This window comes from Mesorhizobium sp. M0047, assembly GCF_040323315.1.
Classification (GTDB): domain Bacteria; phylum Pseudomonadota; class Alphaproteobacteria; order Rhizobiales; family Rhizobiaceae; genus Mesorhizobium.
This window is the reverse complement of the sequence record NZ_JAMYUW010000007.1, coordinates 67876-91637: the sequence shown is the minus strand read 5'-3', so window position 1 is coordinate 91637 and position 23762 is coordinate 67876. Positions and strand designations below refer to the sequence as shown.

The window sequence follows — 23762 nt, the reverse complement described above, 5'->3', positions numbered from 1 at the left end:
GGGGTTATGTCCGGCGTCTGTTGCTTGCGGCGGTCTTACTTGACGGCGCCAAAGGTCAGGCCGCGCACCAGCTGCTTTTGGCTGAACCAGCCCATGATCAGGATCGGCGCGATGGCTAGTGTCGAGGCCGCCGAAAGCTTGGCCCAGAACAGGCCTTGCGGGCTTGAGAACGAGCTGATGAAGGCGGTCAAGGGTGCTGCTTCCGTGGTCGTCAGCCGGATTGTCCAGAACGCCTCGTTCCAGGCCAGGATGATGTTGAGCAGCATGGTCGACGCGATGCCAGGCACAGCCATCGGTGTGAGTACATAAATGATCTCGTTCCATAGCGATGCGCCGTCCATCCGCGCCGCTTCCAGGATCTCGCCCGGTATTTCGCGGAAGTAGGTGTACAGCATCCACACCACGATCGGCAGGTTGATCAGCATCAGCATGACCATCAGGCCGATACGGCTGTCGAGCAGTCCTGTATCGCGGAAGATCAGGTAGATCGGAAACAGCACGGCAACCGCGGGCATCATCTTCGTGGACAGCATCCACATCAGGATGTCCTTGGTTCGCTTGGTCGGCGAGAAGGCCATCGACCAGGCGGCCGGTATGGCGACCAGCAGGGCCAGGATGGTCGAGCCGACCGAGAGCAGCACCGAGTTGAAGAAGAACTTGAAGTATCCGTTCTGCGCCTGGACCTCGGAATAACTCTCGAACGTCCCTGACGGGATGATGCTGAAACCCTGGATGGCTTCCTGCTCCGACTTGAACGAGGTGATGATCGTATAGAGGATCGGGAAGAAGATCAGCAGCGCGACGATCCAGGCGGCAATTGTCGCGATCGTCTTGTGCCGGGTGGTGACTGAGCGTGCCATCGTATCCTCCCTTACTTGTCCAGGTTCTTGCCGACCGCGCGCATGGCGAAGAAGGCGACGATGTTGGCGAGAATGACGGCGATCACGCCTCCGGCGGACGCCTGGCCGATTTTGAACTCCAGCAACGCCTTCTGGTAGACGAGGAAGGGCAGGTTGGTGGAGGCGTATCCCGGGCCGCCATTGGTGGTGACGAGGATCTCGGCATAGACGGAGAGGAGGAAGATCGTCTGGATCAGGATGACGACGGTGATGGCGCGCGACATGTGCGGCAGCGTCAGATAGATGAAGCGGCTGATGAAGCCGGCGCCGTCCATTTCGGCGGCTTCCTTCTGCTCACCATCGAGCGACTGCAGCGCGGTCAAGAGAATGAGCGTCGCGAAGGGCAGCCATTGCCAGGCGACGATGATGATGATCGCCAGCATCGGATGCTGCCCGAACCAGTCGATCGGCTGCGCTCCGAAGAAGCGCGCCATGTCGGCGAACACTCCGTATTGCGGGTGCATGATCATGTTCTTCCAAACCAATGCGGCCACTGGCGGCATGACGAAGAAGGGTGAGATGACGAGGATGCGCACAATCCCCTGGCCCCACATCGGCTGGTCGATCAGAAGCGCCAGCAGGATGCCACCGATCACCGTGATCAAAAGCACGCTGATCACCAGGGTGAGCGTGTTGAGGATCGACTGCAGGAAAGCCGGGTTGGAGTAGAACAGCGCGTAGTTGGAAAAGCCGACGAATCCGTCGCGGATCGGATTGAGCGGATTGTACTGCTGGAAGGAGAACCAGATGGTGATGACCAGCGGCACGATCATCCAGACGAACAGCAGCACCACGGATGGCGCCATCATGAAACGGGCAAGCGAACGGGTCTGCTGAGTAGCCATGACGGTCACCCTTCACTGGTCAGGCTGAATTTACAAAAAGGCGTTAAAGGCGGCCGCCCGAACTGGGAACTCGGGCGGCCGTTGCCGGTCAAGAAGGCGACCGGCATTCGGCACCGGGAGGAGCCTTACTTCATGTATCCGCCTTCGGTCATTGTCGCGGTGGCAGCGTCCTGGGCCTGCTTCAGCGCATCGTCGACGCTCGACTGGCCGGCAAGAGCCGCCGAGAAGAGCTGGCCGACGGTTGTGCCAAGACCTTGGAACTCCGGGATGGCGACGAACTGGACGCCGACATAGGGCACCGGCTTGACGGTCGGATGCGTCGGATCGGCTGCGTTGATGGAGTCGAGCGTCATCTTGGCGAACGGAGCCGCCTTCTGGTACTCGGCATTGGCATAGAGCGAGGAGCGCGTACCCGGAGGAACGTTAGCCCAGCCCTCCTTCGAAGCGACCAGTTCGGCATAGTGCTTGCTGGTCGCCCACGAGACGAACTTCTCGGCGGCATCAGCTTTCTGCGTACCGGCCGGGATGGCCAGCGACCAGGCCCACAGCCAGTTGCCGCGCTTGCCCAGGCCATTGTCGGGCGCCAGTGCATAGCCGACCTTGTCGGCGACCTGGGATGCCTTCGGGTCGGAGACGAAAGACGCGGCGACGGTGGCGTCGATCCACATGCCGCACTTGCCCTGCTGGAACAGCGCCAGGTTTTCGTTGAAGCCGTTGGAGGAGGCGCCCTCGGGGCCGTCGGCCTTCATCAGGTCGACATAGAACTGCAGCGTGTTCTTCCATTCGGGCTGGTCGAACTGGGGCTTCCAGTTCTCGTCGAACCAGCGTGCGCCGAAGGAGTTCGACATCGCGGTCAGGAACGCCATGTTCTCGCCCCAGCCGGCCTTGCCGCGCAGGCACACACCGTTCACGCCATTGGCGCGGTCGGTCATCTTGTCGGCGGCCTGCTTGATGAAGTCCCAGGTCGGTGCATCGGGCATCTTCAGCCCGGCCTTGTCCATCAGGTCCTTGCGGTACATGACGAAGGAGCTTTCGCCGTAGAAGGGCGCTGCGTAGAGCTTGCCGTCGACCGAAAGGCCGCCGGCGATGGCCGGGATGATGTCCTTGACATCGTAGTCGTCGCCGAGCTTGTCGAGCGGCAGAAGCCAGTTCTGCTTGGCCCAGATCGGAACTTCATAGGTGCCGATGGTCATCACGTCATATTGTCCACCCTTGGTGGCGATGTCGGTGGTGACGCGCTCGCGCAGCACGTTCTCTTCAAGCGTAACCCAGTTGAGCTGGATGTCGGGATTCGCCTTGGTGAAGTCATCGGTCAGCTTTTGCATGCGGACCATATCGCCATTGTTGACGGTGGCGATGGTGATGGATTCGGCGTGTGCGGCGAACGCGAGCGCGCTGGCCGACAACAAGCCCAGGGTGAGCGTGCGAAGTTTCATGAAATTCCTCCCTTGAACCAAGATGAGCATTTGCCTTGGCTTTGAGCAATTACTCACTTAGCGTTAATTATGTCAAGTCGGATTCGATGCTGCAGCGCAGCACTCGGCGCGGCTGACGGATACCGGGTGGGTGGAAATTGCGAAGGCAAACCGCGCCCCGCCGGACGTCAGACGACCGGACAGAACGGCTTGCGGAATTGAATGCAGTTGCTGGAGGCTTGCCTGTCAGCAGGCGATCTCGGCCAGCAGCCAGTCGCGGAAGGCACGGATCTTCGGCACGTTGCGGCGTGCCTCCGGATAGACCAGCCAATAGGCATGACCGTCGTCGCCGACCAAGTCGAAGGGCTGGATCAGGCGGCCGTCCGCCAATTCCGCCTTGAACAGCGCCCTGGTCAGGATCGCCACGCCATGGCCGGCGATTGCCGCATTGGCCTCATAGGCCTGAGCACCCATGCTGCTGCCGGGTCGTCTGGCAAGATCGTGCGAGTGCACGCCGGCAGCCGAAAACCACTCGTTCCACCAGATGTCGCCAGGATCGAGGATCGGCAACCGCAAGAGATCGGCCGGTTCCTTGACGCCACCGATGCTTGCCGCGAGCTTGGGGCTCAGCATCGGCGTGAAATCGGCATCGAACAGCTTGTGCACTTCCAGGCCCGGCCATTTGCCGGCGCCCGAGCGGATGGCGATATCGGCTTCCTCGCGGGCAAAGTCCGTCAGGCGGCTCGACGTCTCAAGCCGAACGGCAAGTGCCGGATGGGCGATCTGGAACGACCCTAGCCGGTGCGCCAGCCAGTTCGAGGCAAAGGTCAGCACGGTGGTGACGCACAGCAACCCGTCGGCCCCGCCACGCACCGCGGCATAGGCCTGGCCAAGAATGGCGAAGGCCTCGCTGACGGCGGGCGCCAGACGCTGTCCGGCCTCGGTCAATACGATCTGGCGTGGCCGGCGCAGGAACAGCGGCGCGCCGATACGTTCCTCCAGCACCTTGATCTGATAGCTGACCGCGGCCTGCGTCATGGCCAGTTCGCCGGCGGCCCTGGTGAACGAAAGATGGCGCGCCACCGCGTCGAACACCCTGATCGCCTGCAGCGGCGGGAGTTGCGAAACCTGTCGCGAGCTGAGGTCCGGCATAAGGCCTCCTTATGGGTCATAACAGACGTTCGATTGGCAAAGGCGGCCGGTAAGACCGACATTCCTGATCAACCCGTCATTCGGGTTCAGGATAGCGAAGGTTGACGATCATGACCATGGCGCAGCAAAGATGCACTCCCGCTCCGGATCACCGCTGGATTTCGTGGCTCACGGACGGATTTGGCTGGTTCGCGATAAAAAAGAAGGCATATCTCGACATCAGGGACCTGTCGCCGCATCTGCAGCGCGACCTCGGTTTCCTCGATGGCAACGACCCTTTCGGGCGGCACGGGTAGCGTGGCCCGCTTTATTGCAAATCAGGCGTCGCTACCTTCCGTCAGATGCTGGCCAGCAGCGCGGCAGCCGTCCGTTCATCGGTGATGAGGCCGTTGATCAGCCGCCGGTTGGCGGCCGCCAGGATGCCCGGCAACTTTCGTTCGCCCATGGCCAATGCGATGACCAGCGATTTTTCGCGCGACGGCAGCGAAGCCGATGACACGCGGTCGTTGGTGATGCCCTCGATCATGCGGCCTTCGCGATCGAACACCCAGCCGACGATCTCGGCGATACCGCCGGCCTTCTGCAGCGCCTTCAACTCGCTTTCCGAGATGAAGCCATCCTCGTAGAGCGGCGCCTTGGGACCGAGGTCGCCAATGCCGATGAAGGTGACGTCGGCTTCGGCCGCCAGCGCCAGCGTCGGCTGGATCATCGGCTGGTTGAGCAGCATCTCGCGCTCCTCCGGCGAAGAGGCGATGACCGGCAGCGGCATCGGGAAGGATCGCGCCTTCACTCTGTCGGCCATGGTGAAGATGACGTTGTAGAAGGCGGCCGAGCCGTCCGGCGAGATGTTGCCCGTCAACGACACCACCTTGTGCTGCGGGCATTCCATCGGCGGCAATTGCTCGATCGCCGCTTTCAGCGTGCGGCCGGTGCCGATCGCCATGACGATCGGCGTCGGTGACCGCAGCCGCCGCTCGATCTCGGCGGCAGCCGCCTCGGCGATGCCGATCGTGGTGGAGGATGAATTGGGATCGCTCGGCACCACTTCGACCAGATCGAGCGCGAAGCGGGACCTCAACCGTGCCGCCAGATCGAGGCAGTTGGCGATCGGATGGTCGACGCGAACCTTGATCAATCCTCCCGACACGGCCAGCGACACCAGCCGCTGCGCCGTCTGCCGCGAAATGCCGAGCGTGGCGGCGATCTGGTCTTGCGTGTTGCCGGCAACATAATAAAGCCAGCCGGCACGCGCCGCGTCGTCCAGCCTGTTGCTGCTACCATCCTGCCGGGTATTCACGTCCTGCCTCCCAGGACCGCCGGTTCCAGAGCGGTCCGCGCCTAGTTTCGCAGGGAACGGCCTGCTGCGCAATTGTCAATCGCAAGGGCAATTGCTTGCCAACTTCCGGCGCACACAGCCGGATTTTGCGCTTCCGGCAATGCCCGCATCAGGCAAAGAAGGGCGGTTGCCGTCCCGACCTGCGGCACGTTCTTCGGTCCCGAAGGTTTATCTCCCGGCGCAAAGGCTTTAATGGATCGCAAAAAGGAGCGCTGCATGACACCGAAAGCGGTTTTCTGGGATATGGACGGCACGCTGGTCGACAGCGAGCCGCTGCACGAAGCAGCCCTTGTGGCAGCAATGCGCAGTGCCGGCCTTGTGCCGCCTGAAAATCTGCATGAGCGTGTGCTCGGCGTCGCCGCCTGGCCGGTCTACGAGATGATGCGCGACGAGTTCGGCCTTGCTCTGCCTTTCGACGATTGGATCATGCGCAAATACGAGCACTATCTGCCGCTGGTGGAGGGCTTGAAGCCACGCCCCGGCGCGATCGAGATTTTCACCGAATTGCGCGAAAAAGGCGTGGCGCAGGCCGTGGTGTCCAATTCGGACCGAATGATCGTCGACGCCAATCTGAGCATGGTCGGCCTCATTTATCCCGGCATGAAGACGATCAGCCGCAACGATGTGCGCGAAGGCAAACCGCAGGCCGAACCGTTCCTGCGCGCCGCCTATCTGGCCGATGTCGATCCCGCGCACGCAATGGCGATCGACGACAGCTGGCCGGGCGCCATGGCGGGGCTGGCGGCGGGCATGAAGACGATTTTCTGGCCGGAAAAGCCGATGCACGGACCGCCCGGCGCCGTCGTCATCAACAGCGCCGAGGAATTGCGGGCAGAACTGGACCTGTAGGCGATCAATTCCGGTAGACCGGTTCCTGCTCGTCCAGGATCGCCTTCAGCTCGCTGAGATGGCGTTCCGCCTGGCCGGGATAGTCGTCCATCTCGCGAGCCGGCTTCTCGGCGACCGCGTCAGACAGCGTGCGCAGCGGCCGGCCGGTCCACAGCGCCTTGATGTAGGTTTCGGCGGCGCGCTCGAAATAGAACATGCGGTTGAAGGCATCGGCGACCGTATCGCCGATGACCAGCACGCCGTGATTGCCCATCACCATCACCTTGACCTTGGGATCGACGAGAAGCTGCGAGCAGCGCTCGCCCTCTTCCTCGAAGGCCAGCCCGCCGTAATGAGCGTCGACGACATGGCGGTTGAAGAACATCGCCGAATTCTGGTCGATCGGCGGCAGGCGGGAATCGGCCAGCGACGCCAGCACCGTGGCGTGGATCGAGTGCACATGCATGACGCAGCGCGCGTGGCGCACATTGCGATGGATGGCGCCGTGCAGGCCCCACGCCGTCGGATCGGGCGCGTTGGGGCCGGAGAGCGTTTCGGGATCGTTGGCATCGATCATCAAAAGGTCGCTCGCCTTGATGCGCGAGAAATGCACCTGGTTGGGGTTCATCAGGAACTGCGTGCCGGCATCGTTGACGGCCAGCGAGAAATGATTGGCCACCGCCTCGTTCATGTTGAGCCGCGCCGTCCAGCGAAAGGCACAGGCGAGATCGACGCGCTCCTCATAGAAGGGCAGGTTGGTCAGCGTTTCCTTCTGCAGGCGGGCGATGCTCATCGAAAAAATCCTCCGGTTTTGCCAAGAATGCCGTGGCCAGCCCATGCCCGCAACCAGTTTTGGTTGGTGCAGGGATGGCTATCTCACGCTGCCGTGCTGGCAGCAGCGCCGGCCCGCAAGCCGCCATGCTCGACGATGAAATCGATCACCTCCTGCAGCCCCTTGCCGCGCGACAGGTCAGTGAAGCCGAACGGCCGCTTGCCGCGCATGCGGCCGGCGTCGCTCTCCATGACATCGAGGTTGACGTTCACGTAGGGTGCGAGATCGCTCTTGTTGATCACCAGGAAATCGGAGCGAGTGATCGCCGGCCCGCCCTTGCGCGGGATCTCCTCGCCCTGGCAGACCGAGATGACATAGAGCGTCAGGTCGGCGAGATCCGGCGAGAAGGTGGCGGCGAGATTGTCACCGCCGGATTCGATGAACACGATATCGAGATCCGGAAATTTCCGGCTCATCTCGGCGATCGCCTGCAGATTGATCGAGGCATCCTCGCGGATCGCGGTATGCGGGCAACCGCCGGTCTCGACGCCCATGATGCGATCCTCGGGCAGCGCCTGCAGCCGCGCCAGCATCATGGCATCTTCCTTGGTGTAGATGTCGTTGGTGACGACGGCGATCGAGAATTCGTCGCGCAGCGCCTTGCACAGCTTCTCCGTCAGCGTCGTCTTGCCCGAACCGACCGGACCACCAATGCCGACGCGCAGCGGGCCATTTGTCTGTGTCATGCGGGAAACTCCGTGATGGCGAGGATGGCAAAGCCGAGCCCGATCAGCAGGCACAGCGGCGAATAATAACGGACATCGAGCCGCGCGAAAGGCTGTTCCGGCGTCAAGCGCCGCCACCACGGCGTGAAGCCGGCAATGCCGCGTCCAAGGAAGACCAGCCCGATGAGCAGCGACGTGGCGGCGAGGCCTTCCCTGGGAAACGGCGAGGCAAAGACGCCTTCAAGTGCCAGCGGCCACAGCGTCGCCAGGCACAGGCAAGCGGCAACGGCGAAACTGGCAAACGGCGTCGGCATCTCGTCGACGCCGCGAAAGCCGACGACAGCACGTGCGCAGGAGGCCGCATCCTTGCCCGGCCAGATGCCGCCAATGCCCCAATAGACATGCAGTGCGGTGATCAGCAGCAGAACGGTCGAAAGCGCGAAGGCGAGGATGATCATGAGCGGAACAATCGCGAGTACTGGGTTTCGTGCTTCATCGCCATGACGTCGGAGACGAAGGCGCAGCCGCCGAGATCGTCCAATGTCGAGCGCGCGGCGCGGGCGGCGGTCGCAACGGCCAGCGGCTCGAAACCGGCAAGCAGGGTGGTTGCCCTGTTTTGGCCAACGACGCCGAGCCGTATCGCGGCCTGGACGAGGTTGGAGAAGAAGGTCTGCAGGAACGCGGACAGCGCATCCCGAAGTGCAATTGAATTGCCGCCGGCAATGGCGCCGACAGTGACACAATAGGCGCATTCGGCCGGCAAACGCTGGAGAACGGGATTTGGCCAGGCCGCTGCCGCCTTGAGGAAGGCCGCACCTTGCAGCATGGTCTCGGTGTGGCGTTCGCGCGAGCCGGCGAGCGCTTCGGCGAGTGCGGCTATGTCATCGAGATCACCGGCGTTGCGCGCCCGGCGCCAGCTCTCGGCGAACAGCACGGCGTCGTTCCAGCCGGAGCCCATCTCGACCAGCGTTTCCAGCCAGACGGCAAGGCTTTCGCTGTCGACGATCAGCCCGTCATGCACCGCACGCTCGAGGCCATGGCTGTAGGAAAAGCCGCCGACCGGAAAGGCCGGCGACAACCACGCCATCAGCCGCAGCAGGGCGATGTTCGAAGGCTGTTCAGTCATGGTCGTGGTGGTGGCCGGCGTGACCGTGCGAATGGGAATGCGATTCGCCATGTGAGTGGGAATGCGCTTCCGCGTGGCTATGGGCATGCGCATGGCCGTGATCGTGGCTTTGCCCGGAATAGGCGCCGCGCACCGGCTTGAACGGCTCGGACACGTCGGTCACCGTGGCGCCGAGCCCTTCCAGCATCGCCTTGATGACATGGTCGCGCAGGATGAGGATGCGCCCGGCCTCGATGCTGGCCGCGAGATGACGGTTGCCGATATGCCAGGCCAGTTCGGCCAGATGCACGGTGTCGCGAGCCCGGATGTCGTAGACTTCTTCCGGCGCCGCGATGATCTCGATATGGCCGCCATCCTCCAGCACCAGCCGGTCGCCATCGTTCAGGGCGACGGGCTCAGGCAGGTCGACCAGCACCTTGCTGCCGTCGGCAAGTTGGATGGCTCGACGGCGCAGATGCCGCTCGTCATGGGCGAGCACAGCCTGCCCGGATGGCGTGATGGTTCCGGCTTTGTCGGCGGACAGCACCGAGACGGCACGCGGGAATTTGGTGAAGTCGGTGTTGAGGTTGAGCTTCATTTCATGGATCCCCCATTTGCTTGCGCCCTTGCGCGGGCAGGCCGCGCCAGCACGCGGTCGAAATAGGCGTTGATGCGGTCGGATTCGATCGGGAACCGGCCGGCGCGGGCCCAGCCGCCAATGTCGCCGAGCAGCACGTCGACAGCCGAGAACCGGTCGCCCAGCGCGAAGGGCCTGTCACCCAGCCGCCGCTCCAGCGCCCTGAGCTCCGAGGCAAAATCGTAGACCGCCGCTGGGCCGACATCGACGCGCATGTCCTTCGGCAGCAGGAAGCGGTGGCGCAGCTTGTTCCACAGTGGCGCCTCCAGCTCGCTTTGGGCAAAATGCATCCAGGAATCCATCTCGGCACGACCGGCTAGGCCCGGGTTGGTCCCCATGCCCATATCGGCGTGTTTGTCTGAGAGATAGACGCAGATCGCCGCCGAATCGGTCACTGTCAGCTCGCCATCGATCAGGATCGGCACCTTGCCCGACGGGTTGAGCGCATAGGCTTCCGGCGAGCGCAGCTTGACCTCGACGAATTCATAGGCCTGCCCGAGTTCCTCGAGCATCCAGAGAACGCGGCTGACCCGGGACCCACGCGATCCGATGGCCTTGTACATGGTTGAAACCTGCCTTTCCCGAGCAACCTAGACCATCGCGTCCGCTCAGACGATGGTGTCGAAGAGCCGCAGGATGAACGATATCTGATAGATGAGCGCCGCCGCGACAAAGGCGATGTGGAAGCGGCTGTCGCGCACCAGGATCGCGACAATGCAGAGCGCGACGAAGACCGGCGTGCGGAACAGGTACTCGTTGCCGAAGCGGGCGAAATGCTCCGGCCCTTTCAGCAGCGTGTCGATCACATCGAGCAGGTACGTCGCCGCCAGCAGGCCGAAGAACCAGGCCCGACGCGAATAGAAGAAATCCTCGTAGCTGGTGTAATCCAGCATCGAATCCGGGAACAGCAGGGCGCAGAGCAGGAACAGCGTGATCGCATAGAAGATGATGAACAGGTACTTGCCGAAGGTCCACGTCTCAATGGCGTAGAGACCGAACTCCCACCACCAAAAATGCACCAGCATCAAAAGCACCGAGGCGACCCAGGCCAGATGCACTGGATAGAGCCGGTACTGGCCGGGATGCTGGACGATGCGCGCCACACCCGACAGCAGGCGGGCGACACCAAGCCCGATCACCATGCCCATGACGATGCGGATGTGCGGGAAGATGTCGTGAGCGGAGGCGATTTCGGTGGCCATTTGTCTGTTCTAGAAGCTTGGAAAGTTGCGGCTAATCATACCAAAGCCATAGCTTTCGGTAACCGGCTGGAATTTCAACCTGCTCGGCGGGTAGGTGATCGACATCTCCCTCCCAGGTTTCGTCCGGCTCAAAGCCTGACGGCAGCCAGCCAATCGCATGTTCTTCGCTGGCGCGCGTTGTGATGACGACCTTGTCAGAGAACGGCCATTCTCCATCATCACACTGCACGATGGCTATCCGGACGTCGTGAACTTCAGACCTTTTCCGTATCGACTGAAATGTGGCCAGAACCGTATCATTGTCCGGTGTCTCCGGGCTGTTGCACAGCAATCCGGCTTCGCCTTGAGCCCCATCGAAATATTCTTCCAATGTAACAAGTGGCATAGTGAGGGGAGCAACGCCGCCATTGTATTTTTGCAGCGCGCCCATTCTCGAAATCAAGGCAAGTTTCTTTTGCTCATCCATGATGGGGTCCGATACTTCGCAGGCGCACCAATCCTAAAACAGAAAATACCTCTGCGCCATCGGCAGCACCGTTGCCGGCTCGCAAGTCAGCAATTCGCCGTCGGCGCGGACCTCGTAGGTTTCCGGGTCGACCTCGATATGCGGCGTGGCGTCGTTGAGCACCATCGAGTGCTTGCCGATGCCGCCACGGGTGTTTTCGACGGCGACGAACTGCTTGTCGACGTCAAGCCTGCCGTGCAGGCCGGATTCGAGCGCTGCCTTCGAAACGAAAGTCACCGACGAGTTGGTCCTGGCCTTGCCATAGGCACCGAACATTGGCCTGTAGTGCATCGGCTGCGGTGTCGGGATCGAGGCGTTGGGGTCGCCCATCGGGGCGGCGGCGATCATGCCGCCGATCAGCACCATATCCGGTTTGACGCCGAAGAAGGCCGGGTTCCACAACACCAGGTCGGCGCGTTTTCCGACCGCGATCGAGCCGATATCCTTCGACAGCCCATGCGCGATGGCCGGATTGATCGTGTATTTGGCGATGTAGCGGCGGACGCGGAAATTGTCGTTGCTGCCGGTTTCCTGCGGCAGCGACCCGCGTTGCCGCTTCATCTTGTCGGCGGTCTGCCAGGTGCGGATCGCCACTTCGCCGACACGGCCCATGGCCTGGCTGTCGGAAGAGATGATCGAGAAGGCGCCGATGTCGTGCAGGATGTCCTCCGCCGCGATGGTCTCCTTGCGGATGCGGCTTTCGGCAAAGGCGATGTCTTCGGGGATCGACGGCGACAGATGATGGCAAACCATCAGCATGTCGAGATGCTCGGCCAGCGTGTTGACCGTGTACGGTCGCGTCGGATTGGTCGAGGACGGGATGACGTTGGGCAAGCCGCAGACCTTGATGATGTCGGGCGCATGGCCGCCGCCGGCACCCTCGGTGTGGAAGGCGTGGATGGTGCGGCCCTTGATGGCGGCGACGGTGTTTTCGACAAAGCCGGATTCGTTCAGCGTGTCGGTGTGGATCATCACCTGCACGTCGTACGCGTCCGCAACCGACAGGCAGCAGTCGATGGCCGCCGGCGTCGTCCCCCAGTCCTCATGCAGCTTCAGCGAACAGGCGCCGCCCAGCACCATTTCCTCGAGTGCCGCGGGCAAGGACGCATTGCCCTTGCCTGACAGGCCGATGTTCATCGGGAAGGCATCGAAGGACTGGATCATGCGGGCCATGTGCCATGGGCCCGGCGTGCAGGTTGTAGCGAGCGTGCCATGCGCGGGGCCCGTGCCGCCGCCGAGCATGGTGGTGATGCCGCTCATCAGCGCTTCCTCGATCTGCTGAGGGCAGATGAAGTGGATATGCGCGTCGAAGCCGCCGGCGGTCAGGATCTTGCCTTCGCCGGCGATGATCTCGGTGCCGGGGCCGATGATGATGGTGACGCCGTCCTGCGTGTCCGGATTGCCGGCCTTTCCTATTGCCGCAATCCGCCCGTCCCTGAGCCCAATATCGGCCTTGAAGATGCCGGCGCCGGCATCGACCACCAGTGCGTTGGTGATGACGGTGTCGACGGCGCCTTGCGCCCGCGAAACCTGGCTCTGGCCCATGCCGTCGCGGATCACCTTGCCGCCGCCGAATTTCACTTCTTCGCCATGGATGGTGAGGTCCTTCTCGACCTCGATGAACAGTTCCGTGTCGGCAAGCCGCACTTTGTCGCCCACCGTCGGGCCGTACATCTGCGCATAGGCGGCGCGGGTAATTCTGGCCATCAGCGATTGCTCCCAAAATGCGGTTTGCCGAAATGCGGTTTGATTGAAGTCCGGCACATTGCTGCCATCCAATGGTCACGCAATGACCCACTGGGCGACACCTTCTGATCCCATTTGGCGTTTGAGGTTAGGGGGTCACCCCAAAACGACCGTTTGCCAATCGATGGAAAGGAAAATCCATGCGCAAAACCATAGTTCTTGCCGCTGCCGCTACTCTGATGCTGGCGGGCGCCGCCAGTGCCCAGCAGCAACCCGCGCAGCAGCCAGCTCCGGCGCCGACCACGCCTGCTCCGGCCACCCCCCAGCCGGCCGTACCGACGATCCAGAGCGTCAACATCGTCGACATCACGGAACTGCCAAAGGACACCCAGACGCAGGTCAATCAGGTCATCGCCCAGCGTGGTGACGCCGGCTTGAAGAAACTGCGCAGCTCGATCGACGCCACGCCCAAGGTGAAGTCCGCGCTGGAGGCCAAAGGGCTCAGCTCGGCGCAGGTCGTCGCCGCCAGCATGGAACCCAATGGCGCGCTGACCCTGATTACCAAGAAGGCCAGCTGACAGACGGGCTGGGTGGGCCGGTATTCGGTCCGCCGGCCGCATCGGGACGGGAACCTTCGCCGGGCGGGATTCGTTTTGTTCTCGCGCTAGACCGCGTCCCGAAACGAATTCCCTCAGGAGCGAGCGATGGCGATCACTCCTTTTCCCGCCCAAAGACGGTTGCAGGCCGTCGCCGCAATGGCGTTGCTGGCGGCGGCCGATCCTGTTGCCGGCCTGAAGGCGCAGGGTCTTGAAAGCACGGAGACCGTCAACCGCATTGTCGGCTCGGAGGTCAAGCAGGAAGAGGCCAAGACCACGGCCGAAGCCGGAAACGTCAACACGGCCATCGACCGGACGCGTGAAAACATCGGCCTGGTGCGCAAGACCTCCAAGCTCGACAAGGTCGATATCGTATTCCTGACCGACGCCGCGCGCACCGAAGGCGGCCCACCGGCGGTAATCGAGAGCAAGATCAAGCAGCATCAGGACGACATTACCGAACTGCGCAAGGAGATCGAGGCCAACGCGCTCTTGTTCAATGCAATCGAGTCGCGGCGCGTGCTTGTGCAGGATGTCCTCGCCGTCGAATTCGACGATCCCGGAAAGGTCGTCATCTATGCCGCGGCCAAGCCGTCGAACTGAGCTGACCGCGCTGGCAGATCTCACAGCTTGCCCATCACCTTCTGCTGAAATCCGTAGACCTCGCGCTTGCCGCCAAGCGGCACCAGCGTCACGTCGCGCTCCTGTCCCGGCTCGAAGCGCATGGCCGTGCCGGCGGCGATGTCGAGGCGCATGCCTCTGGCACGCTCGCGGTCGAACTTCAGACCCTCATTGGTCTCGAAGAAATGATAGTGGCTGCCGATTTGGATCGGCCGGTCGCCGCTATTGGCCACTTTCAAGGTGATCGTCGGCAGGCCCTTGTTCAGTTCGATGTCGCCACCCGCTGTGATGATTTCGCCCGGGATCATCTTCACAGCACACCGAAAACGAGGCCGATACCGATCGCCGCGCAAGCGGCACCGGCAGCGCGGGACAGGCCACGGGACCGGCTGCCGAGACCGAGCCCGGCGGCGATGCCGGTGGCATTCAGGAGCGCGGTGGCGATGGCAAAGCCAGCCATGTATTCGAGCCCGCCGGCATTCTCCGGTATTTCGGTGCCATGGGCGTGGCCATGCAACAGCGCGAACAGGCCGATGATGGCAATGCCTGCCGAGACCGGGAGATCGACCGCCAGGGTCACCAGCAGCCCGAGCACCACGACCGATGCCAGAATGCCCGGTTCGACGAAGGGCAGGGGCATATGCAGCATGCCGAGCGCACCGCCGGCCAGCGTGACGCCGACAAAGGCCGCCGGCCAGGCAAGAACCGCCTTGCCGCCCTTGAGCGCTGCCCACAGTCCGACCGCGATCATCACGGTCATGTGATCGAGGCCGGTGAGCGGGTGCATGAAACCGGCCGTGAAGGAGGAGGTCGTGCCGATGCCGACATGGGCATAGGCCGGCATGGAAGCCGCCAGAAGTAGAATTGCGGAAAGCGAAGCGCGTTTCATCGGAGCGGGGATCATCGAATTGCCTTCTGGTTAAGGGGCGCGGTGTTCACGCAGCCTTGCGAGGGCCGCAGCCTTCGGCCTTGAGAACGCGTTTGGTCGAGGCGGGGTATTTCTTCAGCATCGCCGCCGGGCGGATCGGCCGTGCCGAAAAATTGCCCCCGCAATTGGGGCAGATGCCGCCCAGCACATGCTCCACGCAGTCGGCGCAAAAGGTGCACTCGAAGGTGCAGATCAACACATCGGTTGCCTCTGGCGGCAAGTCCTTGTCGCAGCATTCGCAATTGGGGCGCAGCTCAAGCATCTTTTCCTCCTCACCGTATCGGTTCGTGCACGGTCACCAGCTTGGTGCCGTCGGGAAATGTCGCCTCAACCTGCACGTCGTGGATCATCTCGGCGATGCCTTCCATGACTTGCGCGCGGGTGACGACATGGGCGCCGGCCTCCATCAGGTCGGCGACCGGGCGGCCGTCGCGGGCACCCTCGACGACGAAGTCGGTGATCAGCGCGATTGCTTCCGGATGGTTGAGCTTCACGCCGCGTTCGAGCCGTTTGCGCGCCACGATCGCCGCCATGGCGATCAGCAGCTTGTCCTTTTCCCTCGGCGTCAGGTTCATGCGTTTTCCCAGGCTGGTAGCGACAGGCCTACAGTGACCATAATTTGGGCAACCCCGCCCTTCCGTTGAGCAATTCGACGAGTGGAACCAGCCGCTGGCGCAGCCGGTAGCTATCCCCGGCGTAGAGCCTCGCAAGAAGCTTGCCAGATTTCTTGACGCTCCAGACGCTGGCGCTGCCTTGGTCGCCGACGATCTCCAGAACCGGTTCGAGCAGTGCTTCGGCCCGCGGCGAAACCAGCAGCAGCGTCGCCATCGCGATCGCGCCACCGGCAACCGCCGGGCGGTCAAGCGTTGCGGCGATATCGGGTCCGATGCGGAAATCCTCGGCATGAATGAGGGATCCCTCCTGGCGCACACGCCAGCGGTCTTGAAAATTGCCGTGCTTGGCACGTTCGCCCATCGCCAGGCGGCCGAAGACGGTGGCTTCCAGCACCAGCGCCTCGGCGCCAGCGGCAAGCTCGACGTCCAGCTTACGGACAAAGGCCGCCCGGTCGAAGACGATCGTTTCCTGCGGCAGCCAGGTGATGCGGCCGTTTTCACCGACCGACAAATTGACCCGCACCTCGGCACGATCGGATGCCGCCCGATAGATCTTCTCGCAAGCCTGGGTCGTGATCGATGCCGATGCGGCCGCGCCGACATCCACGTCCCAGGCGATCCGGTCGCCGCCGGTCATCCCGCCGGCGGTGTTGATCAGCACCGCTTCGAGCGGATCGGCCGCGACGGCCGGCATCCTTATTTTGGCGGCACCGTCCTGATAGAGGAGCCGCAGGCGCGTGCGACCGTCACTGAGTGCGCAGGAAAGCCGCGCCACGCCCGCAACGCGCTGCGTCGAAATCCCGCCATGTTCAGCCGTATCCATGCCTGCACGTTAAGCACTCCGGCGGCTTTGTCGATATGGAGTTCGATATAGCTTGTTGCTTGACAACGTTTCGGTTTCTATAGAGGGAACCACCTTGGTACGGTCACAGAGCGCTTGGCGGGGGTATAAAACGACGACGGCGGCTTGATACCAGGAGAATAGGGGCGCTGCTCAGTTGGCGTCGGGAAACGCGACACAGTGGGGAAGAAACCGAATGGCCGACCAGCTGGCAACGGATATCATCGCGAAGATCAAGGCTCATGCCGAGCCGGGTGGCGAGGAAATCACCACCAACACCGAATTGACCTCGCTTGGTATCCATTCGCTCGAGCTGACCGAGATCATCTTCGATCTTGAGGAAGAGTATGGCATCGAGATCGAGATGAACACGGTCGACGCCTGGAGCAATCTGAAGAATGTCGGCGATATGGTCGAAGCTGTCCGCGCGCTGATCGCGAAAAAAGCCTGAACTGAATGCGGCAGCGCGTCGTCATTACCGGCATGGGCGGCATTTGCGGGCTCGGCACCAGCGCGCCTGCGATCTGGAACGAGATGCGCGCCGGCCGCTCGGCCATAGGCCAGATCACAAGTCCGCAACTGCATAATTTGAAGGTCAAGGTCGGCTGCGAAATCAAGACGCTTCCCGATCACGGCATCGACCGCAAGCAGACCGTATCGATGGACCGCTTCAGCCTGCTGGCGACGATCGCGGCCAGGGAAGCCATGCAGCAGTCCGGACTGGTTTCGAATGAGGCCACCACCTATCGGATGGGCACCGTCGTCGGTGTCGGCGTCTGCGGCTGGGAAGCGATCGAGGAGAACTATCGCGCCATCCTGATCGAGGGCAGGAATCGCGCCGGCATCTTCACCGTGCCAAAGGTGATGCCAAGTGCCGCCTCCGGTCATGTCAGCATGAATCTCGGCCTGCGCGGGCCGGTCTTCGGCGTCACGTCGGCCTGCTCGTCGTCCAATCACGCCATTACCTCGGCCGTCGACCAGATCAGGCTTGGCCGCGCCGACGTGATGGTTGCCGGCGGCACCGATGCGCCGCTGGTCTGGGGCGTCCTGAAGGGCTGGGAGGCGCTGCGGGTGCTGGCACCGGACACCTGCCGGCCATTTTCGGCCGATCGCCAGGGCCTGTCGCTTGGCGAAGGTGCCGGCATGGCGGTGCTGGAGAGCTACGAACACGCCATGGCGCGCGGCGCCACGATTCTTGCCGAGATTGCCGGCGCCGGTCTTTCCGCCGACGCGTCCGACATTGTCGCGCCGACCATCGAAGGGCCGACGGCCGCCATGCGCGCCTGCCTGGCCGACGCCGGGTTCAATCCCGAGGATGTCGACTACCTCAATGCCCACGGCACCGGCACCAAGGCCAACGACCAGATCGAGACGGCGGCGATCAAGCGCGTCTTCGGCGAGCATGCCTACAAGCTCTCGATGTCGTCGACCAAGTCGATGCATGCCCATTGCCTCGGCGCATCGGGCGCGCTCGAGTTGATTGCCTGCGTGATGGCGATCCGCGAAGGCATCGTGCCGCCGACGGCCAATTTTCGCGAGGCCGATCCCGATTGCGATCTCGACGTCACGCCGAATGTGGCGCGCGAGCGCAAGGTGCGCACCGCGATCAGCAACGGCTTCGCGTTTGGCGGCACCAATGCGGTGCTGGCCTTCAAGGCCGTCTGATCCTGCATCGGCCGTTACAGCTACCCGGGGCGATCCCGGTCGTCCCAGAGTTGACCGTCCGTGCACGATGAAACGTTCACCGCCATATTGATCGTGACGTTTGGCGCATCTAATTCTTGGCCGCCCCCGCCAAATCGTGCCGCTCGGCGCAAATCCCCTTCAGTTTCCCATGGCCGACCTGTCCGCCTTCCCGATCGCAACGCGCTGGCCAGCCAAACACCCGGACCGGATCCAGCTCTACTCGGCGACAACGCCGAACGGCGTGAAGATATCGATCGCCCTGGAAGAAATCGGCCTGCCCTACGAGCCGCATCTGGTCAACATCAGCAAGAACGAAAGCTGGACGCCGGAATTCCTGTCGCTCAATCCCAATGGCAAGATACCGGCGATCATCGACCCGAACGGTCCGGACGGCAAGCCGATCGGCCTGTTCGAATCCGGCGCCATCCTGCTCTACCTCGCCGAAAAGACCGGCCTGCTCATGCCCGTGGACGCGGCGCGCCGCTACGAGACCATCCAGTGGGTGTTCTTCCAGATGGCCTCGGTCGGGCCGATGTTCGGCCAGGTCGGTTTCTTCCACAAATTCGCCGGCCGCGAGATCGCCGACAAGCGCCCGCTGGAGCGCTATCGCGATGAATCGCGGCGGCTGCTCGGCGTCCTCGATAGCAGGCTGAAGGGCCGCAAATGGATCATGAGCAATGACTACACTATTGCCGATATCTCGCTGCTCGGCTGGGTACGAAACCTGATCGGCTTCTACGAAGCGCGCGACCTCGTCGGTTTCGACGATTTCACCAATGTGGCGGCGTGGCTGGAACGCGGCCTGGCGCGGCCTGCCGTGCAGAAGGGCCTGACCATCCCGGCCAGAGCCTGACCCCCCCAAACCTGCGAGCTTTGAGAAGGCTCTACTTCGCCTTGGCTTTCGAATCGCCCTTGCCCACCACGGATGCTGCAAGCGATGCAGTACTCCTGGCGGCGGCGACGACGGCGCCTGCAGCCACATTGGCCGCAGCCTTGACCGTACGCAATGCGCTGCTCGAAATAGAACCGTCAGCGCCTGCTGGTTTCTTGGGCTTTGCGGTTTTCGGCGCGGCTTTCGCGGCCGCCGGCACCACTTTCTTCGGCGCTGCCTTGCCGAAGGCCGGCTTGGTATCCTTGGAACGCGCCGTGGTTGCCGGGCCGGCGCCTGCCTTGGATTGGGTTGCCTTGCCCTTGGAGGGCGCGGGCTTTCTTGCCTTCTGTGCCATCGGACGGACTCCCTTCTTGGCAGAATTGCCTTGTCCGCGATAACGGCCTGAAAGTCTTAAGGTTCCCCTTGCGCAATCCGTAGAATCAAGCGGAAAGGCCGATCACCAGGTCGGCAGCGCGGCGGCGAGCGATAACCCGGTCGATGTTGGGCATGTCGTTTGAAGCGATCCAGGCGCGCGCATCCTCATCGGAGCGGCCGTGCCCATGCCAGCGCTCCAGCAGGCGGCGCTCGAGCTCGTCACGCGGCACGTCGACGAAGATCGAGAAATCGAACAGCGGCGCCAGCCGCGACCACGGTTCCTCGTCGAGCAGCAGGTAATTGCCCTCGACCAGGATGAACTTGGTCTCGGTGGCGACGATCGAGGCGGCGGCGCGCGACAGTTCAAGGCTCCGGTCGAAGACCGGTATGGCGATATCGGGTTCGCCGGCCCGGATGCGCTTCAGCAGGGCCTCAAAACCGGCAAAGTCAAAGGTTTCCGGCGCACCCTTTCGCGCGCGCAGGCCGCGCTGCTCGAGCACGGCGTCGTCATAGTGGAAGCCGTCCATCGGCACGACCTCCGAAGTGCCTTCGGGCAACAGCTCACGCAGCCTCGCCGACAGCGTCGACTTGCCGGCGCCAGGCGGCCCGGCAATGGCGACGATGAAGCGGCTTGCCTTGCCGGCACGCTTGAAGATGGTGGCGGCGAGATGGGCGATTTCGGACATTGGAGCCTCTCTCTGGCCTGCATGATCGCCAGGATAACCACAATCGCGGCATCTTGTCGGCAGCAAGCGGAAATTTCAAATCGGAATTTGTGCGCCAACGTTCCTTGAGAACAAACAGGAAGCCATCCGCTCAAGCTGCCGCCGTTCGCCCAATGCGCAGGAAATCGCTGTCGAAAGGAACCTCCCAGGACGAGCTGCCGGCTGCCAGCCGCAGTCGGCCATCCTTGGTCGTGACCTCCTGCGGCGGCCCGCCGCCGGACAGCGGCATGGCGCCGATCACATGGCGAAAGGAAACGCTGCGGCCTGCGCCAAGCGCAAAGGCGGTCGCCACGCCTTCGCGCGTCAGCCAGTTGTCGCCGATAGAGGCGGCATGGCCTATCGCCGTGCGGCCGTCCTCGATGCCGAGCACGCCGCGGTGGCGGCCGCTCCAGGGCGCGTAGTCGCGTCCGCCATTGCTGAACCACAGCATGGTGATCGGCAGCTCGGAGGGGTTCTTCAGCACCAGCACCAGGTCCTGTTCGGCCTCACGCGCCAGGGCGGTCCAGCCCGGCCCGCCATGATCGGCCTCGACCAGCGTCAGGAAATCCTCGCGGCGGTCGCCCATACGATATTCCGTCAGGTCGAACGTGCCGCCGCCGGCGGCGGGAAAATGGGTGAGATCGGCGGATCGACCCGGGTAAGCCAGCATGAAGCGGCCGCGTGCTGGATCCGGCTCCAGCGGATCGTCCGGCGTCGCGGCGAACCGCTTCGGCGAAAAGGCCAGCCTGCCGCCGCCCGTCATCGTCGTCATCGGGTGATGGGCGACCGAGATCGCGCCATGGCCGCCGGAAAACGCATGCTCCTGGTAGAGGAAGGGATGGCCGTCGCGCAGCGTCAGGGTCTTGTCGACTGAAGCGCCCATCACCTTGTGCCGCAAGCGATAGACCGCACGCCAGCCATCTTCCGTTGCGGCACTCTCGACGACGTCCCAGGCGCTGTTGGCCGGCCAGCCATGCAGCGGCGCCTCCTCTACATCGCTGCGTGAAAATGGCGCGCAGAGAAAATCGCCGGACAGCCGAACGGTGCCTTTCGGCAGATCATCCGGCAGCGTCTCGCCAGCGTCGACCCAAGGTGCGCGGTGCAGCGGCCTTAATTGCCGCCCGCCGCCCTCGACGACCATGTCGGCGATGTGGCCGACGGTGAGGTCGAGCGAAACCGAAATATCCCTGGCCTTGATGGTGCTGACGGTCATTGCGCTCTCACCGATTCTGAAGGCGCAAACAGAACCCCTTCGGCGCCGGTTGCGCAAGCTTGATGTCGGGCATTTCGTATCAATAGGAGGGTGGCGACTGATCGCCGAACGTCGGCGCTGCTCCCGCTCCGCCTCGCTGCGCGAGGCACCTCTCCCCCGCTTTGCGGGGGCGAGGAACCCAAGTTCTGCAAGACTGGCCTTTCGAAGTTGGCGGTTCCTCGCCCCACGAAAGTGGGGAGAGGTGGCTCGGAGAAGCCGAGACGGAGAGGGGAATGGCACCGCCCCCTCTACTGCCGCTTGTACTCCCGCACCGGCGACTTGGTGTCGTCGGTGTAGGTGACCTGCACCGACATCGACTTCACGCTGTCGGCGACCTTGAAATAGCCCTTGGCGTCGTAAGGGATGGCGTAAGGGTCTTTCTTGTCGCAAGGCGGTATCTCGAGCGACTTGTCGAGCGCGGCACCGTTCAGGCTGTAGTGCACCTCCTTGATGGCGCAGCGGTAGGACAGCATCTGGGTGAAATAGACCAGGCCGTGGTTGCCGCCGGCATCGAAGGCGATCCACGACGTCCAGAACTGGTCGAGGATCTGCTTGTTGCCTTGCTGCAGCGCTGTGTCCGGGTCGAAACGGATGTCGAACGGGCCGGTTTCGCGGCCCCTGATGTCGAGATACTTGATGGCGATGGTCCCGGCCGCGGTGCTGTCGGGCATCTCGAAGCTCGGATTGGCCATCGGCTTGCCCGTGGTCTGGTCGTTCATCGCCAGAAAACCGGTGTCGGTGAACGGACCGCTGTCGCCCATGCGCCAGGAGATGGCGGTCGCCGGCTCCGGCAGCGAGATGGTCATCGACCAGCCCTGGTTGGAGCGCATCGGCGTCAGCGAAGGCACGAAGCGGGCAGGGTCGAGCACGTCGCCGAGGGCTGCCAGCCGGCTGCGGCTGCGGTCCAGCCAGTCGGCCAACTGCGTCTGGTCGACGAAATATTTGAGCAGCCCGCCATCCTTTTCGTAGGAAACGAATTTGGTCAGCGCCTTGGCCTCGTTGCGCTTGTCGGCCAGCGTCTGGGCGCCGAGGCGGTCTTCCGAGAACTCCTGCGCCAATAGGAAATAGGCCGGCGCGAAATCCGCATTGGCCGTGAGGAAGGCGTTGAGCTTGTCGAGGCGCTGGGCGTCGTCGAATTGCAATATATGCACCAGTTTGATCGACAGCGCCTTGCCCTTGTCGGCAAGCGCGCCGAACACCTCGCGGGCGCCGGCCTTGCCGTCCTGGACCCGAAGCAGCGTGGCAAAGCGCGTATAGGGGTCGATGGCGTCGACATCGAAGCCGGCAAAGGCGAGATACGAGCGCCGCGCATTGAGCATGTCGCCGGAAAGCTCGTAGACGCGCGCATTGTGGTAGAACTCGTCCGGCCGCTTCGGCTCGGCGATCGCCCCACCTTGCGCGGCAAGGGCGGCAAAGCCCTTGGCGATGGTGTCGATCGAGGCGGCGATCTGCTGCGTCGTCGCCTGCAGCTTCTCGGCCTGGGCCTGCTGCTGCGCCTGGCCGGCGGCCAGCGTCTTGGTCTGCTTCTTCACCTCATCAGTGGTCTTCTGCACCTGCGCCGTCTGCTGCGCCTGCTGCTGCTGGGCGTTGGCGATCTCGTCGGTCTTCTTCACCACCGTGTCGGTCGACTGCTTGACCGCTTCGACCGTCTTCTGCGACTGCGTGACCGTCTGCTCGATCTTGGCCACCTTGGCCGAAACGACGCCCAGCGACTGCTGCAGCCCGGCGATGGCCGGCACCAGGCTGGCAATCACCCCGTTCTGGGCGTTGGTCTGCTGTTGCAGGCCGTAGACGCCGCCGGCGACGGCGGCAGCGCTGGTGGCGAAGATCAAGGCGGGCAGCGCCTTGGCCGCCAGCACCAGTCTGAGCACGATGGCAATGGCGATGATGACGGCAGCCACCGAGGCGACCAGCGCGATATAGGCGGCGAACGGCGCCAGCGGATTGAGGATATCGGAAGCCGCACCTCCGATAAAGGCGACGCTGCCGGCCCATTTGCCGGTGCGGCTGAGCGATGCCCTGATAAGCGAGGGCGCCGCGCCCCCGGCCCCGATGTCAATCATGCCAAGCCCCCAAGCCGCCAGATACCACGACTTCCCACAGGAAACGTGGTTTTGGCAAGGAAAGACACGGGGAGCAGGCCGTTTCGGGGCGCTTTTCGGAGGAA

At 63.2% G+C, this 23762-nt stretch carries 30 protein-coding genes; 7 read left to right on the top strand and 23 right to left on the bottom strand.

Annotated features, from left to right (window positions below; genetic code table 11):
* Positions 1 to 35 precede the first annotated feature (35 nt).
* The 4 genes from NKJ89_RS08885 to gcvA all read right to left on the bottom strand — a co-directional run bounded on the left by NKJ89_RS08885 (position 36) and on the right by gcvA (position 4311).
* Positions 36 to 860, bottom strand: a complete 825-nt coding sequence (locus NKJ89_RS08885) for a carbohydrate ABC transporter permease (protein ID WP_023760259.1) — start codon at positions 858 to 860, stop codon at positions 36 to 38.
* 11 nt (positions 861 to 871) lie between these two features.
* Positions 872 to 1744, bottom strand: a complete 873-nt coding sequence (locus tag NKJ89_RS08880) for a carbohydrate ABC transporter permease (protein ID WP_023760258.1) — start codon at positions 1742 to 1744, stop codon at positions 872 to 874.
* 125 nt (positions 1745 to 1869) lie between these two features.
* Positions 1870 to 3180 (bottom strand): ABC transporter substrate-binding protein, encoded by a 1311-nt coding sequence (locus tag NKJ89_RS08875; RefSeq protein ID WP_023760257.1) that lies wholly within the window; start codon positions 3178 to 3180, stop codon positions 1870 to 1872.
* 225 nt (positions 3181 to 3405) lie between these two features.
* Positions 3406 to 4311 carry a transcriptional regulator GcvA gene (gene gcvA, locus NKJ89_RS08870; RefSeq protein WP_352601655.1) on the bottom strand — a complete coding sequence of 302 codons (906 nt, stop codon included), beginning with the start codon at positions 4309 to 4311 and terminating at the stop codon, positions 3406 to 3408.
* 110 nt (positions 4312 to 4421) lie between these two features.
* On the opposite strand from gcvA, the gene NKJ89_RS08865 reads away from it, so the two are divergent.
* The gene (locus NKJ89_RS08865) at positions 4422 to 4607 is read left to right on the top strand and encodes a hypothetical protein (protein ID WP_352601653.1); all 186 of its coding nucleotides are present in this window, start codon (positions 4422 to 4424) and stop codon (positions 4605 to 4607) included.
* Between the two features lie 41 nt (positions 4608 to 4648).
* On the opposite strand, the gene NKJ89_RS08860 is transcribed toward NKJ89_RS08865, so the two are convergent.
* Positions 4649 to 5608, bottom strand: coding sequence for a sugar-binding transcriptional regulator (locus NKJ89_RS08860; protein ID WP_023760254.1), 960 nt, complete (start codon positions 5606 to 5608; stop codon positions 4649 to 4651).
* A gap of 255 nt (positions 5609 to 5863) precedes the next feature.
* On the opposite strand from NKJ89_RS08860, the gene NKJ89_RS08855 reads away from it, so the two are divergent.
* Entirely contained in the window at positions 5864 to 6496 is a 633-nt protein-coding gene (locus NKJ89_RS08855; RefSeq protein ID WP_352601651.1) for an HAD family hydrolase, read from the top strand.
* Positions 6497 to 6500: 4 nt separating this feature from the next.
* Here the strand turns inward: NKJ89_RS08855 and NKJ89_RS08850 are convergent, their stop codons facing one another.
* From NKJ89_RS08850 to ureC, 9 genes are all read right to left on the bottom strand, one after another.
* A complete protein-coding gene (locus NKJ89_RS08850; RefSeq protein ID WP_352601649.1) occupies positions 6501 to 7268 on the bottom strand; it encodes a class II aldolase and adducin N-terminal domain-containing protein in 768 nt (255 codons plus the stop codon).
* A gap of 83 nt (positions 7269 to 7351) precedes the next feature.
* Positions 7352 to 7993, bottom strand: a complete 642-nt coding sequence (ureG, locus tag NKJ89_RS08845) for an urease accessory protein UreG (RefSeq protein WP_352601647.1) — start codon at positions 7991 to 7993, stop codon at positions 7352 to 7354.
* Positions 7990 to 8430 carry a DUF3995 domain-containing protein gene (locus NKJ89_RS08840; protein ID WP_352601645.1) on the bottom strand — a complete coding sequence of 147 codons (441 nt, stop codon included), beginning with the start codon at positions 8428 to 8430 and terminating at the stop codon, positions 7990 to 7992. The genes ureG and NKJ89_RS08840 overlap by 4 nt, the downstream gene beginning before the upstream one ends.
* Positions 8427 to 9098: an urease accessory protein UreF gene (locus NKJ89_RS08835; RefSeq protein ID WP_352601850.1), complete on the bottom strand. Its 672-nt coding sequence runs from the start codon at positions 9096 to 9098 to the stop codon at positions 8427 to 8429. The genes NKJ89_RS08840 and NKJ89_RS08835 overlap by 4 nt, the downstream gene beginning before the upstream one ends.
* Complete coding sequence (ureE, locus tag NKJ89_RS08830; protein ID WP_023760248.1) at positions 9091 to 9675, bottom strand: urease accessory protein UreE; 585 nt, start codon at positions 9673 to 9675, stop codon at positions 9091 to 9093. The genes NKJ89_RS08835 and ureE overlap by 8 nt, the downstream gene beginning before the upstream one ends.
* On the bottom strand, positions 9672 to 10277 hold the full coding sequence (locus NKJ89_RS08825) for a glutathione S-transferase family protein (RefSeq protein ID WP_023760247.1): 606 nt from the start codon (positions 10275 to 10277) through the stop codon (positions 9672 to 9674). The genes ureE and NKJ89_RS08825 overlap by 4 nt, the downstream gene beginning before the upstream one ends.
* A 45-nt stretch (positions 10278 to 10322) precedes the next feature.
* Positions 10323 to 10916, bottom strand: a complete 594-nt coding sequence (locus tag NKJ89_RS08820) for a hypothetical protein (protein WP_023760246.1) — start codon at positions 10914 to 10916, stop codon at positions 10323 to 10325.
* Positions 10917 to 10947: 31 nt separating this feature from the next.
* Positions 10948 to 11382: a YfbO family protein gene (locus tag NKJ89_RS08815; RefSeq protein WP_352601643.1), complete on the bottom strand. Its 435-nt coding sequence runs from the start codon at positions 11380 to 11382 to the stop codon at positions 10948 to 10950.
* Positions 11383 to 11415: 33 nt separating this feature from the next.
* Positions 11416 to 13128: an urease subunit alpha gene (ureC, locus tag NKJ89_RS08810; protein ID WP_502904115.1), complete on the bottom strand. Its 1713-nt coding sequence runs from the start codon at positions 13126 to 13128 to the stop codon at positions 11416 to 11418.
* Between the two features lie 179 nt (positions 13129 to 13307).
* Between ureC and NKJ89_RS08805 the strand changes: the two genes are divergently transcribed.
* Both NKJ89_RS08805 and NKJ89_RS08800 read left to right on the top strand, forming a co-directional pair.
* Positions 13308 to 13685 (top strand): hypothetical protein, encoded by a 378-nt coding sequence (locus tag NKJ89_RS08805; RefSeq protein WP_023760243.1) that lies wholly within the window; start codon positions 13308 to 13310, stop codon positions 13683 to 13685.
* Between the two features lie 126 nt (positions 13686 to 13811).
* Complete coding sequence (locus tag NKJ89_RS08800; RefSeq protein ID WP_023760242.1) at positions 13812 to 14306, top strand: hypothetical protein; 495 nt, start codon at positions 13812 to 13814, stop codon at positions 14304 to 14306.
* Positions 14307 to 14326: 20 nt separating this feature from the next.
* On the opposite strand, the gene NKJ89_RS08795 is transcribed toward NKJ89_RS08800, so the two are convergent.
* Genes NKJ89_RS08795 through NKJ89_RS08775 form a run of 5 tightly spaced genes read right to left on the bottom strand, consistent with a single transcriptional unit; the run spans position 14327 to position 16689 of the window.
* The gene (locus NKJ89_RS08795; RefSeq protein WP_023760241.1) at positions 14327 to 14632 is read right to left on the bottom strand and encodes an urease subunit beta; all 306 of its coding nucleotides are present in this window, start codon (positions 14630 to 14632) and stop codon (positions 14327 to 14329) included.
* Between the two features lie 2 nt (positions 14633 to 14634).
* On the bottom strand, positions 14635 to 15228 hold the full coding sequence (locus tag NKJ89_RS08790) for a HupE/UreJ family protein (protein WP_352601641.1): 594 nt from the start codon (positions 15226 to 15228) through the stop codon (positions 14635 to 14637).
* 31 nt (positions 15229 to 15259) lie between these two features.
* The gene (locus NKJ89_RS08785) at positions 15260 to 15514 is read right to left on the bottom strand and encodes a DUF1272 domain-containing protein (protein WP_352601639.1); all 255 of its coding nucleotides are present in this window, start codon (positions 15512 to 15514) and stop codon (positions 15260 to 15262) included.
* Positions 15515 to 15524: 10 nt separating this feature from the next.
* Complete coding sequence (locus tag NKJ89_RS08780; RefSeq protein WP_023760238.1) at positions 15525 to 15827, bottom strand: urease subunit gamma; 303 nt, start codon at positions 15825 to 15827, stop codon at positions 15525 to 15527.
* 28 nt (positions 15828 to 15855) lie between these two features.
* A complete protein-coding gene (locus tag NKJ89_RS08775; protein ID WP_352601637.1) occupies positions 15856 to 16689 on the bottom strand; it encodes an urease accessory protein UreD in 834 nt (277 codons plus the stop codon).
* Positions 16690 to 16903: 214 nt separating this feature from the next.
* Here NKJ89_RS08775 and NKJ89_RS08770 point away from each other — a divergent pair, with 214 nt between their 5' ends.
* The 3 genes from NKJ89_RS08770 (at position 16904) to NKJ89_RS08760 (ending at position 19246) form a co-directional block, all read left to right on the top strand.
* On the top strand, positions 16904 to 17158 hold the full coding sequence (locus NKJ89_RS08770) for an acyl carrier protein (RefSeq protein ID WP_023760236.1): 255 nt from the start codon (positions 16904 to 16906) through the stop codon (positions 17156 to 17158).
* 5 nt (positions 17159 to 17163) lie between these two features.
* The gene (locus tag NKJ89_RS08765) at positions 17164 to 18372 is read left to right on the top strand and encodes a beta-ketoacyl-[acyl-carrier-protein] synthase family protein (RefSeq protein ID WP_352601635.1); all 1209 of its coding nucleotides are present in this window, start codon (positions 17164 to 17166) and stop codon (positions 18370 to 18372) included.
* A 169-nt stretch (positions 18373 to 18541) separates the two neighbouring features.
* Positions 18542 to 19246, top strand: a complete 705-nt coding sequence (locus NKJ89_RS08760) for a glutathione S-transferase family protein (protein WP_023760234.1) — start codon at positions 18542 to 18544, stop codon at positions 19244 to 19246.
* A gap of 31 nt (positions 19247 to 19277) precedes the next feature.
* Here NKJ89_RS08760 and NKJ89_RS08755 read toward each other — a convergent pair whose 3' ends face one another.
* The 4 genes from NKJ89_RS08755 to NKJ89_RS08740 form a co-directional block, all read right to left on the bottom strand.
* Complete coding sequence (locus NKJ89_RS08755; protein ID WP_023760233.1) at positions 19278 to 19619, bottom strand: hypothetical protein; 342 nt, start codon at positions 19617 to 19619, stop codon at positions 19278 to 19280.
* Positions 19620 to 19704: 85 nt separating this feature from the next.
* On the bottom strand, positions 19705 to 20325 hold the full coding sequence (locus NKJ89_RS08750; RefSeq protein ID WP_023760232.1) for a nucleoside triphosphate hydrolase: 621 nt from the start codon (positions 20323 to 20325) through the stop codon (positions 19705 to 19707).
* 130 nt (positions 20326 to 20455) lie between these two features.
* The gene (locus tag NKJ89_RS08745) at positions 20456 to 21556 is read right to left on the bottom strand and encodes a hypothetical protein (protein ID WP_352601633.1); all 1101 of its coding nucleotides are present in this window, start codon (positions 21554 to 21556) and stop codon (positions 20456 to 20458) included.
* A gap of 287 nt (positions 21557 to 21843) precedes the next feature.
* On the bottom strand, positions 21844 to 23658 hold the full coding sequence (locus NKJ89_RS08740; protein ID WP_352601631.1) for a methyl-accepting chemotaxis protein: 1815 nt from the start codon (positions 23656 to 23658) through the stop codon (positions 21844 to 21846).
* Positions 23659 to 23762 lie beyond the last annotated feature (104 nt).

Excerpts from the sequence above, each read along its gene's own strand:
- NKJ89_RS08885 (WP_023760259.1), bottom strand. The coding sequence starts at position 860 with ATGGCACGCTCAGTCACCACCCGGCACAAGACGATCGCGACAATTGCC.
- NKJ89_RS08880 (WP_023760258.1), bottom strand. The coding sequence starts at position 1,744 with ATGGCTACTCAGCAGACCCGTTCGCTTGCCCGTTTCATGATGGCGCCA.
- NKJ89_RS08875 (WP_023760257.1), bottom strand. The coding sequence starts at position 3,180 with ATGAAACTTCGCACGCTCACCCTGGGCTTGTTGTCGGCCAGCGCGCTC.
- gcvA (WP_352601655.1), bottom strand. The coding sequence starts at position 4,311 with ATGCCGGACCTCAGCTCGCGACAGGTTTCGCAACTCCCGCCGCTGCAG.
- NKJ89_RS08865 (WP_352601653.1), top strand. The coding sequence starts at position 4,422 with ATGACCATGGCGCAGCAAAGATGCACTCCCGCTCCGGATCACCGCTGG.
- NKJ89_RS08855 (WP_352601651.1), top strand. The coding sequence starts at position 5,864 with ATGACACCGAAAGCGGTTTTCTGGGATATGGACGGCACGCTGGTCGAC.
- NKJ89_RS08850 (WP_352601649.1), bottom strand. The coding sequence starts at position 7,268 with ATGAGCATCGCCCGCCTGCAGAAGGAAACGCTGACCAACCTGCCCTTC.
- ureG (WP_352601647.1), bottom strand. The coding sequence starts at position 7,993 with ATGACACAGACAAATGGCCCGCTGCGCGTCGGCATTGGTGGTCCGGTC.
- NKJ89_RS08840 (WP_352601645.1), bottom strand. The coding sequence starts at position 8,430 with ATGATCATCCTCGCCTTCGCGCTTTCGACCGTTCTGCTGCTGATCACC.
- NKJ89_RS08835 (WP_352601850.1), bottom strand. The coding sequence starts at position 9,098 with ATGACTGAACAGCCTTCGAACATCGCCCTGCTGCGGCTGATGGCGTGG.
- ureE (WP_023760248.1), bottom strand. The coding sequence starts at position 9,675 with ATGAAGCTCAACCTCAACACCGACTTCACCAAATTCCCGCGTGCCGTC.
- NKJ89_RS08825 (WP_023760247.1), bottom strand. The coding sequence starts at position 10,277 with ATGTACAAGGCCATCGGATCGCGTGGGTCCCGGGTCAGCCGCGTTCTC.
- NKJ89_RS08820 (WP_023760246.1), bottom strand. The coding sequence starts at position 10,916 with ATGGCCACCGAAATCGCCTCCGCTCACGACATCTTCCCGCACATCCGC.
- NKJ89_RS08815 (WP_352601643.1), bottom strand. The coding sequence starts at position 11,382 with ATGGATGAGCAAAAGAAACTTGCCTTGATTTCGAGAATGGGCGCGCTG.
- ureC (WP_502904115.1), bottom strand. The coding sequence starts at position 13,128 with ATGGCCAGAATTACCCGCGCCGCCTATGCGCAGATGTACGGCCCGACG.
- NKJ89_RS08805 (WP_023760243.1), top strand. The coding sequence starts at position 13,308 with ATGCGCAAAACCATAGTTCTTGCCGCTGCCGCTACTCTGATGCTGGCG.
- NKJ89_RS08800 (WP_023760242.1), top strand. The coding sequence starts at position 13,812 with ATGGCGATCACTCCTTTTCCCGCCCAAAGACGGTTGCAGGCCGTCGCC.
- NKJ89_RS08795 (WP_023760241.1), bottom strand. The coding sequence starts at position 14,632 with ATGATCCCGGGCGAAATCATCACAGCGGGTGGCGACATCGAACTGAAC.
- NKJ89_RS08790 (WP_352601641.1), bottom strand. The coding sequence starts at position 15,228 with ATGATCCCCGCTCCGATGAAACGCGCTTCGCTTTCCGCAATTCTACTT.
- NKJ89_RS08785 (WP_352601639.1), bottom strand. The coding sequence starts at position 15,514 with ATGCTTGAGCTGCGCCCCAATTGCGAATGCTGCGACAAGGACTTGCCG.
- NKJ89_RS08780 (WP_023760238.1), bottom strand. The coding sequence starts at position 15,827 with ATGAACCTGACGCCGAGGGAAAAGGACAAGCTGCTGATCGCCATGGCG.
- NKJ89_RS08775 (WP_352601637.1), bottom strand. The coding sequence starts at position 16,689 with ATGGATACGGCTGAACATGGCGGGATTTCGACGCAGCGCGTTGCGGGC.
- NKJ89_RS08770 (WP_023760236.1), top strand. The coding sequence starts at position 16,904 with ATGGCCGACCAGCTGGCAACGGATATCATCGCGAAGATCAAGGCTCAT.
- NKJ89_RS08765 (WP_352601635.1), top strand. The coding sequence starts at position 17,164 with ATGCGGCAGCGCGTCGTCATTACCGGCATGGGCGGCATTTGCGGGCTC.
- NKJ89_RS08760 (WP_023760234.1), top strand. The coding sequence starts at position 18,542 with ATGGCCGACCTGTCCGCCTTCCCGATCGCAACGCGCTGGCCAGCCAAA.
- NKJ89_RS08755 (WP_023760233.1), bottom strand. The coding sequence starts at position 19,619 with ATGGCACAGAAGGCAAGAAAGCCCGCGCCCTCCAAGGGCAAGGCAACC.
- NKJ89_RS08750 (WP_023760232.1), bottom strand. The coding sequence starts at position 20,325 with ATGTCCGAAATCGCCCATCTCGCCGCCACCATCTTCAAGCGTGCCGGC.
- NKJ89_RS08745 (WP_352601633.1), bottom strand. The coding sequence starts at position 21,556 with ATGACCGTCAGCACCATCAAGGCCAGGGATATTTCGGTTTCGCTCGAC.
- NKJ89_RS08740 (WP_352601631.1), bottom strand. The coding sequence starts at position 23,658 with ATGATTGACATCGGGGCCGGGGGCGCGGCGCCCTCGCTTATCAGGGCA.